The 14,797-nt window shown below is 63.8% G+C and carries 14 protein-coding genes; 9 read left to right on the top strand and 5 right to left on the bottom strand.

Annotated features, from left to right (window positions below; genetic code table 11):
* The first annotated feature begins 56 nt into the window (after window positions 1-56).
* The 4 genes from IVB27_RS05065 to IVB27_RS05050 all read left to right on the top strand — a co-directional run bounded on the left by IVB27_RS05065 (window position 57) and on the right by IVB27_RS05050 (window position 5,473).
* Window positions 57-1,787: a cation:proton antiporter domain-containing protein gene (locus tag IVB27_RS05065; RefSeq protein ID WP_247441883.1), complete on the top strand. Its 1,731-nt coding sequence runs from the start codon at window positions 57-59 to the stop codon at window positions 1,785-1,787.
* A gap of 176 nt (window positions 1,788-1,963) precedes the next feature.
* Window positions 1,964-3,040, top strand: coding sequence for a 3,4-dihydroxy-2-butanone-4-phosphate synthase (ribB, locus tag IVB27_RS05060; RefSeq protein ID WP_247348021.1), 1,077 nt, complete (start codon window positions 1,964-1,966; stop codon window positions 3,038-3,040).
* A gap of 136 nt (window positions 3,041-3,176) precedes the next feature.
* Window positions 3,177-4,391, top strand: a complete 1,215-nt coding sequence (locus tag IVB27_RS05055; RefSeq protein ID WP_247441882.1) for an acyl-CoA dehydrogenase — start codon at window positions 3,177-3,179, stop codon at window positions 4,389-4,391.
* Window positions 4,392-4,549: 158 nt separating this feature from the next.
* Window positions 4,550-5,473: an MBL fold metallo-hydrolase gene (locus IVB27_RS05050; RefSeq protein ID WP_247441880.1), complete on the top strand. Its 924-nt coding sequence runs from the start codon at window positions 4,550-4,552 to the stop codon at window positions 5,471-5,473.
* A gap of 7 nt (window positions 5,474-5,480) precedes the next feature.
* Here IVB27_RS05050 and IVB27_RS05045 read toward each other — a convergent pair whose 3' ends face one another.
* On the bottom strand, window positions 5,481-6,335 hold the full coding sequence (locus IVB27_RS05045) for a DUF1499 domain-containing protein (protein WP_247441878.1): 855 nt from the start codon (window positions 6,333-6,335) through the stop codon (window positions 5,481-5,483).
* Between the two features lie 174 nt (window positions 6,336-6,509).
* Window positions 6,510-8,138, bottom strand: a complete 1,629-nt coding sequence (locus IVB27_RS05040) for a fatty-acid--CoA ligase (protein ID WP_247441876.1) — start codon at window positions 8,136-8,138, stop codon at window positions 6,510-6,512.
* Window positions 8,139-8,203: 65 nt separating this feature from the next.
* Here IVB27_RS05040 and IVB27_RS05035 point away from each other — a divergent pair, with 65 nt between their 5' ends.
* Window positions 8,204-9,328 carry an extensin family protein gene (locus IVB27_RS05035; protein ID WP_247441874.1) on the top strand — a complete coding sequence of 375 codons (1,125 nt, stop codon included), beginning with the start codon at window positions 8,204-8,206 and terminating at the stop codon, window positions 9,326-9,328.
* Window positions 9,329-9,366: 38 nt separating this feature from the next.
* On the opposite strand, the gene IVB27_RS05030 is transcribed toward IVB27_RS05035, so the two are convergent.
* Window positions 9,367-10,053: a L,D-transpeptidase gene (locus IVB27_RS05030; protein ID WP_247441872.1), complete on the bottom strand. Its 687-nt coding sequence runs from the start codon at window positions 10,051-10,053 to the stop codon at window positions 9,367-9,369.
* A gap of 335 nt (window positions 10,054-10,388) precedes the next feature.
* Between IVB27_RS05030 and IVB27_RS05025 the strand changes: the two genes are divergently transcribed.
* The 3 genes from IVB27_RS05025 to IVB27_RS05015 all read left to right on the top strand — a co-directional run bounded on the left by IVB27_RS05025 (window position 10,389) and on the right by IVB27_RS05015 (window position 12,653).
* On the top strand, window positions 10,389-11,366 hold the full coding sequence (locus IVB27_RS05025) for a magnesium transporter CorA family protein (RefSeq protein WP_247348038.1): 978 nt from the start codon (window positions 10,389-10,391) through the stop codon (window positions 11,364-11,366).
* A 244-nt stretch (window positions 11,367-11,610) separates the two neighbouring features.
* Window positions 11,611-11,829 (top strand): hypothetical protein, encoded by a 219-nt coding sequence (locus tag IVB27_RS05020; RefSeq protein WP_247348039.1) that lies wholly within the window; start codon window positions 11,611-11,613, stop codon window positions 11,827-11,829.
* A 197-nt stretch (window positions 11,830-12,026) separates the two neighbouring features.
* On the top strand, window positions 12,027-12,653 hold the full coding sequence (locus tag IVB27_RS05015; protein WP_256468289.1) for a Uma2 family endonuclease: 627 nt from the start codon (window positions 12,027-12,029) through the stop codon (window positions 12,651-12,653).
* 50 nt (window positions 12,654-12,703) lie between these two features.
* Here IVB27_RS05015 and IVB27_RS05010 read toward each other — a convergent pair whose 3' ends face one another.
* Both IVB27_RS05010 and pdxH read right to left on the bottom strand, forming a co-directional pair.
* On the bottom strand, window positions 12,704-13,456 hold the full coding sequence (locus IVB27_RS05010; protein WP_247441869.1) for an SDR family NAD(P)-dependent oxidoreductase: 753 nt from the start codon (window positions 13,454-13,456) through the stop codon (window positions 12,704-12,706).
* Window positions 13,457-13,532: 76 nt separating this feature from the next.
* Complete coding sequence (gene pdxH / locus IVB27_RS05005; RefSeq protein ID WP_247441867.1) at window positions 13,533-14,174, bottom strand: pyridoxamine 5'-phosphate oxidase; 642 nt, start codon at window positions 14,172-14,174, stop codon at window positions 13,533-13,535.
* Window positions 14,175-14,287: 113 nt separating this feature from the next.
* Here pdxH and IVB27_RS05000 point away from each other — a divergent pair, with 113 nt between their 5' ends.
* Window positions 14,288-14,695 carry an RT0821/Lpp0805 family surface protein gene (locus IVB27_RS05000; protein WP_345946830.1) on the top strand — a complete coding sequence of 136 codons (408 nt, stop codon included), beginning with the start codon at window positions 14,288-14,290 and terminating at the stop codon, window positions 14,693-14,695.
* Window positions 14,696-14,797 lie beyond the last annotated feature (102 nt).

Here is a 14,797-nt window from a genome sequence, read left to right as displayed (position 1 = left end):
CTCGCTTGCCGCGCCGCACTCGATCATTAGGGTGCGGCAGAACGGACCAATCTGGCATGCACGAGCTCATTCGCGACATTACTCTCTGTATCCTGTTTGCCTGGATGCTGGGCCTGCTTGCCCACTTCTCCAGGCAGCCGCTGATCCTGGCCTACCTTATCGCCGGCTTCTGCATAGGTCCATTCGGCGCCAGCTGGGTCAAGTCGCAGGAATCGATCAGCGTCATCTCCGAGCTCGGCCTGATCTTCATGCTGTTCATGATCGGCCTGGAGATCGACCTGAAGAAGATCGTGCGGGCGGGAAAGGTGATCCTGTTCGCGGCGGGCGGCCAGCTCATCGGCGGCTGCCTGCTCGGGGTGCTGTTCTTCGCCGGCATCGGCCTGTCGCTCGGCGGGGGGCAGTTCGATGCGGTTTATCTCTGCGTCGCCTGCGCGCTGTCGAGCACCGTCATCATCGTCAAGGTGCTCTACGAGAAGCGCGAGCTCGACACGCTGCCCGGCCGCATCACGCTCGGCGTGCTGGTGCTCCAGGACATCTTCGCCATCCTGTTCCTGGCGGTGCAGCCGAGCCTTGCCAATCTGGAAGTCAGCGTCATCCTGCTCTCGATCGGCCGCGTCGCTGTGCTGGTCGCCGCCGCGCTGCTGGTCAGCCGCTACGTGCTGCCGCGCCTGTTTCACCAGATCGCCCGCCGCCCCGAGTTGATCCTGCTCGGCGCGCTCGCCTGGTGCTTCCTGGTCGCCGAGACCGCCGAGCGGCTGTCGCTGTCGCGCGAGATGGGCGCCCTGATCGCCGGCGTCTCACTCTCGACCTTTCCTTATGCGCTCGACGTCACGGCCAAGGTCACCACGCTGCGGGACTTCTTCATCACGCTGTTCTTCGTCGCTCTCGGCATGACCATTCCCGTGCCCGGCCTCTCCGTGATCGGCCTTGCCTTGCTGATCGCGGTGTTCACGGTGGCGAGCCGCCTCGTCACCACTTTCGCCCCGCTCTATCTGATGAAGCAGGGCTTGCGCGCCAGCCTGTTGCCGGCCCTGAACCTCGCGCAAATCTCCGAGTTCTCGCTGGTGGTGATCCAGACCGGCGTCGCCGACCACCACATCGCAGCCGAGACGGCGAATGCGGCCTCTTTCGCCTTCGTGGTGCTGGCTGTGGTCTCGACCTTCGCGATGACCCGCAGCGACGAGATCACCCGCTGGGCCATCGGGCCCCTGAAGCGGATCGGCCTGCGCGACCTCGACCATGGCAACGGCCACGGCGAGGAAGGCCACGAGGGCGGCCATGGCGAGGCCCGCCGCATCGTCATCCTTGGCTTTTTCCGTGCGGCGAGCGCGCTGCTGGCCGAGATCGAGCGGCAGACGCCGGTGCTGCTGGAGCAGATCACCGTGGTCGACTTCAACCCCAATGTGTACCAGACCCTGCTTTCGCGCGGCCTGCACGTGATCTATGGCGACATCAGCAGCGCCGATACGCTGCTCCATGCCGGGATCGGCAAGTCCGAGATGATCATCCTCAGCGTGCCGGATTCGCTGCTCAAGGGCGCTACCAACGAGAAGCTGGTTCGCCACGTCCGTGCGCTCAACCCGACCGCCCTGATCGTGGCGAGCGCCGATCTGCTGGCCGATGTCGGCGAGCTCTACGAGGCCGGCGCCAGCTACGTCACCGTGACCCGGCTCAGCGATGCCCACGAGCTGTTCACCGTGATCGAGGCCGCCCAGGCCGGGCTTCTGGCCGACAAACGTGCCGAGCTCGATCAGCGCCTCGGTGAGCGGCGCGAAGTGCTGCCCTGACGGTGCCTGGCGGCCTTCTTCCTGGACCATTTCTTGCTAAATCCCCGGTATCTTCGGTGCAAGCCTGAAACCCGTTGATCGGCCCGCCACCCGGAATATGCGGTTGCGTCCAGGACACTAGCGCCCCGGCCCAAGTCCGGCTAAGCCTCCGGGCTATAACCGATAGAGATTGGGAAATGCCCGATAACGTTCAGGAAGTCTTGCAGGCCTTTGCCCGCGGTGAGCTCGTGGTCGTCACCGACGACGATGACCGCGAGGGCGAGGGCGATCTGATCGTCGCCGCCTCGCTCTGCACCTCCGAGAAGATGGCGTTCATCATCCGCCACACCTCCGGCATCGTTTGCGCGCCGATCACCACCGAAGATGCGCGCCGCCTGCGGCTCGATCCGATGGTGGCCCACAACGATTCCGCGCACACCACCGCATTCACGGTCTCGATCGACTACAAGCCCGACGGCGGCACCGGCATCTCGGCCGAAGAGCGCGCCTCGTGCTGCCGCGCGCTGTCCAATCCCAACGCCGGCGCCAACGACTTCGCCCGTCCCGGCCACATCTTCCCGCTGATTGCCAAGGACGGCGGCGTGCTCCTGCGCTCCGGCCATACCGAGGCCGCAGTCGATCTGTGCAAGCTCTCCGGCCTGCCACCGGTCGGCGTCATCAGCGAGTTGATGAACGACGACGGCAGCGTGATGAAGGGCGAGCAGGTCGCCCGCTTTGCCGCCGAGCACAAGCTCAAGCACGTCACCATCGCCGACATGATCGCCTACCGCCAGGTGCGCGAGAAGCTGATCGAGCGGGTCTCGACCTTCGTCACCGAGAGCCCGATCGGGCCGCTTCAGGGCTATGCCTACCGCTCGCCGTTCGATTCCATCGCCCACGTCGCCTTCGTCTACAACGGCGTCGGCGACGGCAAGAACGTCCTGACGCGCTTCCACAAGCCGAACATCGTCAAGGACATCTTCACCGGACACAAACGCATGGCGGTGGTGCTCGAGCACTTCAAGAAGTCCGGCCGTGGCGTGCTAGTCTATCTGCGCGACGGCGCGGCCGGTGTCCCCGTGGCGCCGCTGCCCGATGAGAGCGCGACCGAGGCTGACCGCAACCGCCAGTGGCGCGAAGTCGGCGTCGGCGCGCAGATCCTGCGCGATCTCGGCGTCACCTCGATCCGGCATCTCACCTCTTCGGTGCACGACTACAAGGGCCTGTCGGGCTTCGGTATCGAGATCGTCGCCAACGAGCAGCTCGAAAGCTAGCGCTGTCATTCCGGGCGCGCGACGCGCGTCCCCGGGATCCACGCAGACCCATACATCTGCAACGCAATTGCACTTGTTGCCGCGGCGCTTTACTTTGTCGGGCAAATTTTGACGGAACCAGACGAAAGGACGTTTCATGACCGCGCGCCCTCAGGCCAAGGACAAGCCGATCTCGGCTTCTTTCCAGTGGGACGATCCGTTCCTGCTCGACGAGCAGCTCACCGAAGACGAGCGCATGGTGCGCGACACCGCGCGCGCCTACGCCCAGGACAAGCTGCTGCCGCGTGTCACCAAGGCCTATCTCGAAGAGACGACCGACCGCGAGATCTTCAACGAGATGGGCGAGCTCGGCCTGATCGGCATCACGCTGCCGGAGGAATATGGCTGCGCCAATGCAGGCTATGTCGCCTACGGCCTCGTCGCCCGCGAGATCGAGCGGGTCGATTCCGGCTACCGCTCGATGAACTCGGTGCAGTCCTCGCTGGTGATGTACCCGATCTACGCCTATGGCGACGAGAACCAGCGCAAGAAATACCTGCCGAAGCTCGCCAGCGGCGAGTGGGTCGGCTGCTTCGGCCTGACCGAGCCCGACGCCGGCTCCGATCCGGCCGGCATGAAGACCCGGGCGGAGAAGGTCTCGGACGGCTATCGCCTCACCGGCAGCAAGATGTGGATCTCGAACGCACCGATCGCCGACGTGTTCGTGGTCTGGGCCAAGTCGGCCGCGCACGACAACCAGATCCGCGGCTTCGTGCTGGAGAAGGGCATGAAAGGCCTGTCCGCACCGAAGATCGGCGGCAAGCTGTCGCTTCGCGCCTCCATCACCGGCGAGGTCGTGATGGACGGCGTCGTGGTGCCGGAAGACGCGCTGCTGCCCAACGTCTCCGGCCTGAAGGGCCCGTTCGGCTGCCTCAACCGCGCCCGCTACGGCATTTCCTGGGGCGCGCTCGGCGCGGCCGAGGATTGCATGCACCGCGCCCGCCAGTACACGCTCGACCGCAAGCAGTTCGGCAAGCCGCTCGCCGCGACCCAGCTCGTGCAGAAGAAGCTCGCCGACATGGAGACCGAGATCGCGCTGGGCCTCCAGGGCTCGCTTCGCGTCGGCCGTCTGATGGACGAGGGCAAGTTCGCCCCCGAGATGATCTCGATCATGAAGCGCAACAATTGCGGCAAGGCGCTCGACATCGCCCGCGTCGCGCGCGACATGCACGGCGGCAACGGCATCTCGGCCGAGTACCACGTGATGCGTCATGTCCATAACCTCGAGACGGTCAACACCTACGAGGGCACCCACGACGTCCACGCCCTGATCCTGGGCCGCGCGATCACGGGCATTCAGGCGTTTTTCTGAGCAGACGTCTCGGCGTGGAATTGCGTCATGGCCGGGCAGAAGCGCGAAGCGCGTCTTCGCGCTAGACGTCCCGGCCATCCACGTTCTAGGCCGCACGAAGAACGTGGATGCCCGGCACAAGCCCGGGCAAGACGAAGTCAGCAAGGTATGAGCAAGCCATGTCCGACAACGACGACGTCCCGTTCAACCGCAACTTTCCGCTGAAGCCCGGCGTCGTCGAGGAAGTCCGCCCCGGTGTGCGGCGCGTGCTTTGTAGCAATCCGAGCCCGTTCACTTTCACCGGCACGGTCAGTTACATCGTCGGCCAAGGCAACGTCGCGATCATCGATCCCGGTCCGGACGACGAGGCGCATGCGGCGGCGCTGCTCGATGCTGTCAGCGGCGAGACGGTGAGCCATATCTTCGTCACCCACACCCACCGCGACCATTCACCGAACACCGCGCGGATCAAGCAGGCGACCGGCGCGCCGGTCTATGCCGAAGGCGCGCACCGCGCCTCGCGCCCGCGTTTCGAGAGCGAGAAGCACAATCCGGAATCCGGCGCGGACCGCGACTTCGCGCCCGATATCAGGATCGCCCATGGCGACGTCGTCGAAGGCGACGGCTGGCAGCTCGAAGCCGTGGCGACGCCCGGCCACACCGCCAATCATCTCGCGTTCGCCTGGCCCGAGCGAAAATTCAACTTCGTCGGCGATCACGTGATGGGCTGGTCGACCTCGATCGTGGCGCCGCCCGACGGCTCGATGATCGATTACATGGAGTCACTCGACCGACTGGCCGCACGCGAGGAGGATCTGTATTTCTCCGGCCACGGTCCCGAGATCCCGGACGGCCCGCGTTTCGTGCGCTTCCTGATCCGTCACCGCAAGGCGCGCGAGTCCTCGATCCTGCATCGCCTCGCCAAGGGCGAGACCGACATCCCGACCATGGTCCGCGCGATCTATATCGGCATCGATCCCAGGCTGACGACAGCTGCCGGCTATTCCGTGCTGGCGCATCTGGAAGATCTGGTCGCCCGCGGCGTGGTGGCGACGGACGGTGATCCCGTGATTGGCGGGACGTATCGGATGGCGAACGCTTAGCGTTCCGTCACTTCTTCACCGTCTTCGCCGGCGCCTTCGGCGGCATCACCGGGGTCTTCTTCACCGGCTTGAGTGCGTCGGCGTCGGCGGCGGTGTTGAGGTCGTCGATGAATTTTTTCACGCGCGCGGCGTTGCTGCCGAGGTCGCTCTCGAAATAGCGCGAGGCGGACCGGATATCGACGCGGGAATCGTCGCCGTCGGGTACGACGCGGATCGCGATGTCCTCGCGGAATCCCATGATGGGCGAACGCGCCACGGCCTCGATACGGCCGATGCGGCGCGGCGGCTGCGGCGCGCGCTCGTCGATGACCAGCCATTTGCGCTTGTTGACAAGCTGAAGCGCGATCGCATAGGCGCGGTCGACCGAAATCTCAAGCTCGATCGGCTCGATATCAGGATAGAACTGACGCTGCTGCTCGGCCGAATAGAGGCCGGCATAAACAGCGGTATTGGTGCCATCGCCGGTGCGCAGGCGGGCCAGTGCGTCGAAGCGCGGCGGATCGATCGGGTCGGTGGTGATGTCGTGGATCGCCGGCAGCTTGCGGTATTGCAGGCCGAGATAAGCGGGATAGGCGAGGATCGCGCCGGCGATCAGGAAGGCAAGCAGAATGCGCGCCATGCCGCGCGAGCCGTTCTGCCAGATCGCGGCAAAGCCTGCGAGCCCGAACAGGATCGAGAGCGCGGCGATCCCGAGCCCGCCGAAGAAAGTCGCGAGTGCCGGCTTCATCTCCAGGAAGCCGAACCGGAGGATGATGATCGAGACCACCACCGCCACCACTGCGAACACGGCCAAATTGCGCGCCCAGCTCGCGAGGCTGGATACGGGCTCCGACTGATAGGGAGCGGAAAACCTGCGGGCCATCGGGTGAGCTCTGCCGGGGGGGCTTGGGGCGGTATCGGCCGATTTGGCGCGACTATGAGCCGTTGAGATCACGGCCCGGAGGCAAATTCAAGGGTTCCCGGGATGTTACGGCCCTGTCATTCCGGGTTCGATGCCGTTGGCATCGCCCGGAATGACGGTGTTTGGTTCGGCCGTCTACGCCGCCGCGTTCGGGAAGCGATAGTCCTTGAACTGGTCGCGCAGCGCGGTCTTCAGGATCTTGCCCGTCGCCGTGTGCGGGATGCCGTCGACGAAAGCGACGTCGTCGGGCATCCACCATTTGGCGATCTTGCCGTCCATGAACTTCAGGATGTCCTCGCGGCTGGCCTGCTGGCCCTGCTTGAGCTGCACGATCAGCAGCGGACGCTCGTCCCATTTGGGATGGAACACGCCGATCACGGCGGCTTCCGCCACCGCGGGATGGCCGATTGCGAGGTTTTCCAGGTCGATCGAGGAGATCCACTCGCCGCCGGACTTGATCACGTCCTTGGAGCGGTCGGTGATCCGCATGTAGCCGGCCTCGTCGATGGTCGCGACGTCGCCTGTGTCGAAGAAGCCGTCCTCGTCGAGGATGTTGGCGTCGATGCGGAAATAGGCTTTGGCGACGGCGGGGCCGGAGACTTTCAAACGGCCGAAGGTCGTGCCGTCCCATGGCAGTTCCTTGCCGGCATCGTCGGTGATCTTCATCTCGACGGCGAACGGCGCGTAGCCCTGCATCTGGAGCACGTCGAGCCGCGCATCGCCCGTCGCATTCTGGAACGGCGGCTTCAGCGCCGCGACACTGCCGATCGGGCTCATCTCGGTCATGCCCCAGGCGTGGCGGACGTTCGAGCCCATGTCGAGGAAGGCCTTGATCATCGAGCGCGGCATCGCCGAGCCGCCGCAGATCACCATCTTCAGATCCGGCAGCTTGAGATTGTTGGCGGCCATGTGCTGGAGCAGCATCAGCCACACCGTGGGCACGCCGGCGGTATGCGTCACTCTCTCGGTCGAGAGCAGCTCGTAGACCGAGGCGCCGTCGAGCTTGGCGCCGGGCATGACCAGCTTGGTGCCCTGCGAGGGCGCGGAGAAGGCGATGCCCCAGCTGTTGGCGTGGAAGAGCGGCACCACGGGGAGCATGGTCTCGGAGGCGCTGGTGCCGAGCGCGTCGACATTGTTCGCCATCAGCGCATGCAGCACGTTGGAGCGATGCGAATACAGCACGCCCTTGGGGTCGCCGGTGGTGCCTGACGTGTAGCACATCGCAGCCGCCGTGTTCTCGTCAAAGTCCTTCCATTTAAATTCGCCGTCGGCCTCCGCAATCCAGTCCTCGTAGGCGACCACATTCTTCAGCGTCGTCTGTGGCATGTGCGCCTTGTCGGTGAGCACGACGTAGCGTTCCACGCTTGTGAGCTTGTCGGCGATCTTCTCCAGGACCGGAACGAAAGTGATGTCGGTCATCACGATGCGGTCCTGCGCATGGTTGATGATCCAGGCGATCTGCTCGGGGAAAAGCCGGGGATTGACGGTATGGCAGATGGCGCCGATCCCCATGATGCCGTACCAGACCTCGAGATGTCGCCAGGTGTTCCAGGCGATCGTTGCGACACGGTCGCCGAGCTTGATGCCGCCGCGCTCCAGCATCTGCGAGACCTTGAGCGCGCGCTTGTGGATCTCGGCATAATTGGTGCGATGGATCGATCCTTCGACCGAGCGCGTGACGACCTCCTGCTTGCCATGAATCCTGGCGGCGTGTTCGATGATCCGGTGGCAGAGCAGGGGCCAGTCTTGCATCAAACCAAGCATTCCGTCGTTCCTCCGAGAAGCCGCTGGGCGGATTGTCGCTCTCAGCGTTGGGCCAAAGAATTGTCATGAGTTTTAGCCTGCCGGCCCTTCGCCGCAAATGGTCTTGTCGCGGCTATATGTCCGCCGGCGCGGCAATGGTTACCGTCGCGCTCGTGCTCGCGGATCGGGCAGAGGCGCGAAAATATGCCTCCCCGCTGGATATCTTCGGCATTGCTGCACCACGGCCGCGCGCGACGGTTCATTCTGCCAAGGTCCCTGGCAAGATCCCGCTCCAGAGACCCCGCCCCGAGGAGGCCCCCAAAGCATCGGACGATGCCGCTCCGGAGAGCGCCGGCAAGCCTTCTGCGGAAAAGCCTTCCCCGGAAAAGCCTTCGCCCGACAAGCCTTCCGCGGACGAACCTGGCGCCAGCAAGCCCGCCGAGGCCGCGCCGCCGCCCGAGAAGCAGGCCTCTTCCTGCCGCCTCGCGCTGACCGAGGAGATCGCTATCGCGCCGTCCATTCCGGATATCCGCGGTCCGGGCGCTTGCGGCGGTGAGGATCTGGTTCGGCTCGAAGCCATCGTGCTACCGGACAAGCGCAAGGTAGCGGTCAAGCCGGCGGCGATCCTCCGCTGCACCATGGCGTCAGCGATCGCCGATTGGGTGCGCAAGGACATGGTGCCGCTGGCCGCGAGCCTCGGCTCGACCATCAGCGATCTCGACAATTTCGACAGTTTCGAGTGCCGCGGCCGCAATCGCGTTGTCGGCGCCACGCTGTCCGAGCACGGCAAGGCCAACGCGCTCGATGTCCGCGCCATCAAGCTGGTCAACGGGCAGTCGATCGGCCTGACCGACCGCACCATGCCGCGCGAGGTCCGCGAGCGCGTGCTGCATTCGGTCTGTTCGCGCTTTTCCACCGTACTTGGGCCGGGCTCGGACTGGTACCACGAGGACCACATCCATCTCGATCTGGCGCAGCGGCGCAATGACTACCGGATCTGCCAGTGGAACGTCTGGGATCCCCTGCCGCAGGTTGCCCCGCTCCTGCCGGCGGAACGGCCCGAGGAGGCGCCGCCGCGCGAGGTCGCGGCCAAGCCCGAGGCAAAGCAGGGAGCTGATGACGAGGCGGCGCAGAAATCCCCTTCGGACAAGCAGGCGGTCGACGGCAGCAAAGCCCAGCCGCACAAGCCGGCAACAAAAAAGCGCCGGTGAAACCGGCGCTTTTGAAGCTCGGAAAGATCAGGACGGGATCAGTAGCTGCCCGCCTGGCCAGTTCCGCCGGCGCCGAGCGCCAGCCGCGAATTATAGGGCGAGTCGCCATGCTTGGGTTCGAGCACGACCACAATCGTACCGACCTTGACGCGGGTATAGAGGTCGATCGCGTCCTCGTTGGTCATGCGGATACAGCCCGACGAAATCGAGGCGCCGATATATTCCGGCTGGTTGGTACCATGGATGCGGAACAGCGTGTCCTTGCCGCCCGAATAGAGATACATCGCGCGCGAGCCCATCGGATTGTCCGGACCGGGCGCAACGAAGGTCGGTACGCCCAGACGTGAAATCTCGCCCGGGGTCGGATGCCATGCCGGCCACTCGGTCATGCTGCCGACCTTGGCGATGCCCGACCAGGCCATGGCCTCCTCGCCGACCGTGATGCCGTAGCGGATCGCCTTTCCGCCATCCATCACCCAGTAAAGGTAGTGGTTGTCGGAATCGACCACGATCGAACCCGGTGATTCCTTGCGGTGATACTCGACGATGGCGCGGCGGAATGGCTCTGCGACCGGGGTGTTCTCGTACCGAACCTTGGCAAGCAGTTCCTTGTCCTTCGGCTTGAAGGCCTTGGTGTCGGTCGCCTCAAAATGTGTGGCCTGCATGCAGCCCGACAGCATCAGGCCAGCGGCCAAAATACCCAGCATAACTTTCAGCGACGACATGATTTGGTTCCAATCGACAACAACAAACTTGCGTGGAGCTTGGACCAAGCCCAAAGACCACGACTCCGTTGGCCCCATTATCGTTGAAATCTGCCACAATTCCAGCGTTTCGAAGCTTTTCCCGCGCTGCAAGACCTTACCTGTGGCTTTTCTGCCGCAAGTTTTGCGGTCCAGCGACGGTTTCTGGGCAACGCGCGCGCATGTGTGTTTTCGTGCCACAGTTGAGCCACGGCGCCGCCGCAAATGCAAACACTCCGTTAATGTGCTTGTCATCATGAACTTGTCAGAATCGCGCTAAACGCTGTCATTCTGTCGCAGGTTCTCTGGAGTTGTTCATGTTTTCGGTATTTGTTCCCTCCGAATCCTCCCTCAAGAAGGCCATCGTCGAGGATCTGGCGGCAGTACCGGAGCACGCGGTCTGGATCGACCTGGTCAACCCGACCGCGGCCGAGGACAAGGCCGTGGAGAAGCTGTCGGGGATCGCGATCCCCACCCGGGAGGACATGCAGGAGATCGAGATCTCCAGCCGCCTCTATATCGAGAACGGCGCGCGCTACATGACGGCGACGCTGATGTGCCAATCCGATACCGACATGCCCCGGACCACGGCCGTCACCTTCATTCTCGGCGACCATCGCCTGGTGACAGTGCGCTACGACCAGCCGAAGCCCTTTGCGCTGGTGGAAGCCAAGCTTGCCCGGTCCTGCACGCCTGCGATCACCGGCGAGATGGTGCTGATGGAACTGCTGGACGCGGTGATCGACCGGTGCGCCGACATTCTGGAACGCTGCGGCGCCGACATTGACCAGGTCTCCCATGACATCTTCGAGCCGGAGAGCGAGCGTCACGGCCACGCCAAGCAATACTCGCAAATCCTGATCTCGATCGGCCGCAAGGGCGACCTGACCTCCAAGGTCCGCGAGAGCCTGGTGTCGATCGGCCGCGTCGTCACCTTCCTCTCGGCGATCGTCGAAGGCGTGAAATGGTCGAAGGACATGCGCGAGCAGCTCAAGACCATGCAGCGCGACGTCTCCTCGCTGACCGACCACGCCTCCTATCTCTCCAGCAAGATCACCTTCGTGCTCGACGCCATGCTCGGCGTCGTCAATCTCGAGCAGAACAACATCATCAAGCTGTTTTCGGTCATGGCCGTTGTCCTGATGCCACCAACGCTGATCGCCTCGATCTACGGCATGAACTTCAAGTCGATGCCGGAACTCGATTGGGCGCACGGCTATCCGTACGCGCTGGTTCTAATGCTGATCGCGGCGATCGTTCCTTACTGGATCTTCAAGTGGAAGAAGTGGCTGTAGGAGCATGATCCGGAAAAGTGTGCAGCGGTTTTCCGAAAAGATCATGCTCAAGCAAAGATACCTACCGAGACCTTACGCCGGTCACAGAGAGATGGCGTTGGGTGTTGCAGAATAGATCGGGATTGAGGCCGTGCGGTGATGTGTGCGCAGCGCCCCAATTCCTCCGGTAAAATTTGAGCGGTGGGCTGAACGTTTGCGCGAAACTTGTCTGCGATAAGCAGCATGTTAGCCGCGAGGAACAGCCATGGTTGAAAAACACATAACGTCGCCCCGCAACGTCATCGATCTGGCGAATTATCGTCAGGTCCTGGCGAGCGGCAAGGCGTCGTCGATGTCGGCACGCATGTGCCGGCACTGTGGTGCTCCGCTGCTCGACGGCGAGAACGACGACGACTGCTCGACTGCAATCACTTCCGCAGCTCCCCGGCTGCGCGAACAGCCGCGTCGGTTTCGCGCCGATTGACAACGGAAGGTAAGGGCGATCCAGGTCTTGCGGCGGCGTTGTCTGGATCGCCTTGCTTCCGTTCCCCGTAGCTCTTCCCTGCATTTGGGCCGTAGCGTCTGACGGGGACGGTGGCGGCCCCTGCCAGTCCTCCTTATCTCTATTGGCGTTCGCGGCGGAGCCAATTAGGCTCGCGCCCGGTGACGTCGGAGACGCCGATGGGTGTTGGAATCGAAGAACCCACCACGGCCGGGCGCATGTCCGGCGAGCGCTTCCGCCTGTTCCAGGAAGGTCGGCCGGACCATGAGCGCTGGGAGCTTGTCGGAGGTGTCGCGATGATGATGACGCCGCCAACGATTGCGCACAACCGCATCGCGGGAAATCTTGAGCGTCTGCTCAATGACGCGCTGGCGAGTCACGATCAGAGTCGCATCGCAATGCAGCGTCCCGGCATCGAACTCGGGTCGGGCGAATTCCGCCCTGAGCCGGATGTTGCCGTCATCGACGCCGAGTACGAGCCGGACCAGAGGTTCGTCGAGCGAGCCTATCTGTTGGCAGAGATCGTCTCCGCCACTGACGACACGCGGGTGCCCGCCACCGAGAAGAAGTGGATCGACGTCAAACGAACCATCTACCTCGCGCATGCGGCCTGCGAAGCGGTGCTAATCATCGAGCAGGACCGAATGGAGGTCCGTCTCGACGCCAGAACGCCGAGTGGTTGGAACTCGCAAACACTCGGCGGGTCCGAGGAATTAAAGCTGCCTGCATTCGGACTGCAATGCGCCGTCGCTGATCTCTATGAGGGGACGCCGTTGCAGCCACGTCGCCGGAAGCGCCCTGCTTGAAGGGCTGTCAGACTCGCCGCAACTGACCTTCATTCAATGACGACGAGAGATTACACGTGCTGACCGCCGTTGATGTGGATCTCGGCGCCGTTGACGTAGGACGAGGTGTCCGTGCACAGCACGTAGATGATCTTGGCGACCTCGTCGGGCGTGCCGAGGCGGTGCATCGGGATCTGCTGGTCGACGATCTTCTCGGTGCCCGGCGACAGGATCGAGGTGTCGATCTCGCCCGGCGCGATCGCGTTGACGCGAACGCCGACGCGGCCGAAGTCGGAGGCCATCTCGCGCGTCAGGGATGCGAGCGCGGCCTTCGAGGTTGCGTAGGCGGCGCCCGCGAAGGGATGTACGCGCGAGCCGGCGATCGAAGTGACGTTGACCACCGATCCCTTGGCCGCCTTCAACTCCTCGATCAGCCCCCGCGCCATCATGATCGGAGCGAAGAAGTTGACGTTGAACACGTGCGTCCAGGTCTCGAGGTCAGTGTCGACCGAGCCGAGCCTGGAGCCGCCGGCACCCTTCGGCGAGATCGCGGCGTTGTTGACCAGCGCATGCAGCATGCCGCCTTCGAGGCGGTCGCGGATGTCGGAGATCGCGCGCGTGGTATCGGCGGGGGTGGCGAGGTCGACCTGGATATGGTCCTCAGGGCCCGCATCCCAGGGACAATCCTCCGGGAACGGATGCCGCGAACAGGTGATGACGCGCCAGCCGGCCGAGGAAAATCGGATTACGGTCGCGTGGCCGATGCCGCGGCTGGCTCCGGTCAGGAGCAGCGTACGGCGTGGCGCGTTGGAAGACTGCGACATGAAGCTCTTTCAGGTTGGAGCATGATCCGGAAAATTGTGCAGCGGTTTTCCGAAAAGATCATGCTCAAACAAAATACTAAGGATACATCCGCGTCTTGGACCATGGTTGGCCGGCCGCGTCACGACGAAATTCGATGCGGTCGTGCAGGCGGAATGGGCGATCGTGCCAGAACTCGATACGCGACGGCGTGATGCGCCAGCCGCTCCAGCCCGGCGGTCGCGGCACCTCGCCGATCATGTGCTTGGCGGCGACCTTGGCGATCGCCTGCTCGAAGGCGAAGCGGCTCTCTAGCTCTTGCGACTGCTTGCTCGCCCACGCGCCGATCTGCGCCTGCTTCGGACGGGTGGCGAAATAGGCGTCGGCTTCGGCCTCGCTTACCGGCGTCACGTTGCCGCGGATGCGGACCTGCCGGCGCAGCGACTTCCAGTGAAAAAGTAACGCGGCCTTAGGATTTGCGGCGAGTTCGCGGCCCTTCTGGCTGGCGATGTGGCTGTAGAAGACGAAACCCTCGGTATCGAAGCCTTTCATCAGCACCATGCGCACGTCCGGCAGGCCGTCGGCGTCGACGGTCGAGAGCGCCATGGCGTTCGGATCGTTCGGCTCGCTCTTGATCGCCTCGTTCAGCCAAGCCTCGAACAGCGCAAAAGGTTCGTCGGCGGCGGTGAAATCACCGGATGTTAAGGGTGTCTGGTGTTTCATCGGGGTCGTGTCGGTCATGTCTGGAGTCCGAGTTGCGTCCTGCGGCCCAAAACGCGTTGTTGTCCGCTACCGCCCTATATAGGGCATGGGGACGCGTTGGCCTATCGGCGATCCGGCCGTCCGGCGTCGTCATGACGATCGTTCTGATCGGGCTTGGCACCGGCGGTTGCAGCTTTTCCCGCAATGACAAGAGTGCCTACGCCAAGGCCGACGACAGCGATCTCACCGGCTCGATCACGATGTCGGCGAAGGAGGCGGCTCCGACCGAGACCGATCTCGCCTTCGCCCGCAATGCCGCCTCGGACATCCTGAGCAAGGGCGACAAGGATTCCAGCCAACACTGGGAGAATCCCGAGACCGGCGCCCGCGGTTCGGTGACGCCGATCGCGCAATCCTATGCCGCCGAGGACGGCCGCAAGTGCCGCGACTTCCTCGCGAGCTATGTCAACGGCACCACCGAAAGCTGGCTCCAGGGCGCCGGCTGCCAAAGCAGCCGTGGCCGTTGGGAGATTCATACGCTAAAGCCGTGGCGGAGTTAGAAATCGGCTCCGCGAGCTAGTTGCAAAAATGCCACTCGCCCCCACATCAAGCCCAGGTGGGGCGGGGAGCCCTTTGAACATATCGATTTCCTGAAGGAGACG

Origin of the sequence: Bradyrhizobium sp. 197 (assembly GCF_023073375.1) — a bacterium.
Lineage (GTDB): Bacteria > Pseudomonadota > Alphaproteobacteria > Rhizobiales > Xanthobacteraceae > Bradyrhizobium.
The sequence above is the reverse complement of the archived record's forward strand: the minus strand, read 5'-3'. Positions and strand labels throughout refer to the sequence as shown.